The sequence below is a fragment of the Streptococcus sp. HMSC078H03 genome, assembly GCF_001808655.1.
Taxonomy (GTDB): domain Bacteria; phylum Bacillota; class Bacilli; order Lactobacillales; family Streptococcaceae; genus Streptococcus; species Streptococcus salivarius_G.
The window spans coordinates 14,906-17,254 of record NZ_KV794114.1 but is presented as its reverse complement, the minus strand read 5'-3'; the positions used below and the strand labels follow the sequence as shown (position 1 = coordinate 17,254).

Below are 2,349 nucleotides of genomic sequence, written 5' to 3'. Positions count from 1 at the left end.
TGCATTCTCATGTGCAACTGCTCTTGCAAGTTTTACTTTAATCGCAAGACCTGCCTTCGCTGAGGAAGCTAAAGCTGATAACGCATCAAACCTTGATGTGACTGCTACTACCACTGCGAATGTAGAAACTACCGCAGACCTCGTCGAAACAAAGGTTGTCGAAGCACCTGTTACTACTGAAAATGTGGCTAGCACAGAAAACACCACAAATGTCTCAGAACAAGCCTCAACTTCTACAGCAAGTTCTGAAACTGCCAGTGAAACAGCTTCAACAACTACAAGCGAAAGTCAAGCACCTGCAGAATCGGTCTCAGGCCAAACACGCGAAGCTGTAACTACAGACCGGGCTGCCAGTGAGGCTGCACCAGCAACCGCAGATACCAATAGTGAAACCAATGTTACCGGTGGTCAATATTATAGTGATAGCCTTGGTAACTGGTATTATAAGGATGCTAGTGGTAAGAACCTAACTGGCGACCAAACTATTGATGGTGTACGTGTCTCTTTCCGCAAAGATGGTAAACAAATTAAAGGGCCAGATTTCGATTGGTCTGGTGATCTCCGTCGTTATTTCGATGATAATTCTGGTCAACTTCAAACCAATCGTTACTTAGAATACAAAGGTAATTGGTACTATTTAGGTGAAAATGGCTATCCACTCACTGGAGAACAAACTATCAACAGTCAAGAAGTCTATTTCAATTATAAAGGTGTTCAAATCAAAGGTGACTTTAGCGGAGAGTACTATAGCTATCCAGATCAAACCTTCTATTACGACCCTAACTCTGGTGCAAGGGTCCGAAAAGAAGGTCTAGTTCAGAATCAAAAAGGCCAAACCTTTTACATCAAGAACGATGGTTCTAAATTTACAGGAATACGTGAAATTGATGGTAACATCTACTATTTTAAAGCACGTGAGGCTGCCTCTCCTGTTGATACTGGTGTCCTACAAAAGGGAATCAGCATTTTACTAGAAGAAGGTCAAAATTCACCACGTACTTACGGTTTTGGTACCCCTAATAATATTACACGTCGCTATTATTTTGACTCAGTCACTGGTCAAGCCGTTAAAAATCGCTATGTCCAAGAAAATGATGGTTGGTACTACTATGGTGAAAATGGAAATGCTATTCGTCCTCAAGATGGTGAAGTCAATATAGACGGTCAAATCGTTTACCTATATGCCAATGGTCGTCAAGCTAAGGGAGAGCTTGTGCTCGATAATGGTATTCTTCGCTACTATGATCCTAATTCTGGAACACGAGTCTCTAACACCACTCTAACAATTAATGGTATGACCTATCGATTTGATGAAAACGGCGTAGGTACGGATGCTCCTAACCCAAATGGTTATTATAGCGATGATAACGGAAACTGGTATTATAAAAACGCAAATGGAGACAACCTCACTGGAGCTCAAATTATCGATGGACAAAAAGTATTCTTTCGCAACAATGGTCAACAGGTTAAAGGTGCTTATGGTGATTCCTACGGTGATTTATACGCATTCTACGATATTAATTCAGGAAACCTTGTAACCAATCGTTATGTTGAATACATGGGTAATTGGTTTTATGTAGGTAAAGATGGTAAACCAGTCAAGGGAGCTCGAAATATCGATGGACAAGATGTCTTCTTCAACTATCGAGGCGTACAAGCCAAAGGTGATTTTGGTCAAGATGGCGTATATATGCCTGAGTACTATTACGATAAAGATAATGGTCGCAAAGTAACCAAAGCTGGGTTTGTGAAAGATAACAGAGGCTTAACTTACTATATTAACGAGAAAGGTGAAAAAGTCCTTGGACTTCATGAAATCAATGGTGATTTATATTACTTCCGTCAAGGGGGTGCCTATAAATACACCCAACTAGGTGACATGTGGCAAGACAGTATTAATTACATTGATGGTAAAATCTACTACTTCGGTCATGACGGTAAAGCAATTAAAAATCGTTTCTATCAATGGGGTAATGACTGGTACTACTTCTATGCGGATGGTACAGCCGCTACTGGTGCCGTTCAAATTAATGGGCAAAAGCTTTACTTCGATACAAATCATGGTAGACAAGTCAAAGGCTCTTTTGCACCAGATGGTCACTACTACGATGAAAACTCTGGTGAACTAGTCACCAACCAAACACGTACTATCAAAGGTGTAACTTATCATTTTGATGAAAATGGTAATGCGACTAAAGTTTAAGACCCCCCTTACTTTAAGAAAACTTTAGGCTTTGCTTTATATACTATAACCATCCTAAAACTTTTCTTTTTCATAATCTCCTAAATCCAGGGCTCAGGTCCTGGATTTTTTGTTTTTTACTCTTATGACTGCTAAAATTGTGACAT

Annotated in this window: 1 protein-coding gene; it reads left to right on the top strand. The window is 40.0% G+C overall.

What is annotated here, in order from left to right; genetic code table 11:
- A partial coding sequence (locus tag HMPREF2607_RS07650; protein WP_261674288.1) for a glucosyl transferase occupies window positions 1-2,203 on the top strand: 2,203 nt, incomplete at its 5' end.
- Window positions 2,204-2,349: the final 146 nt, after the last annotated feature.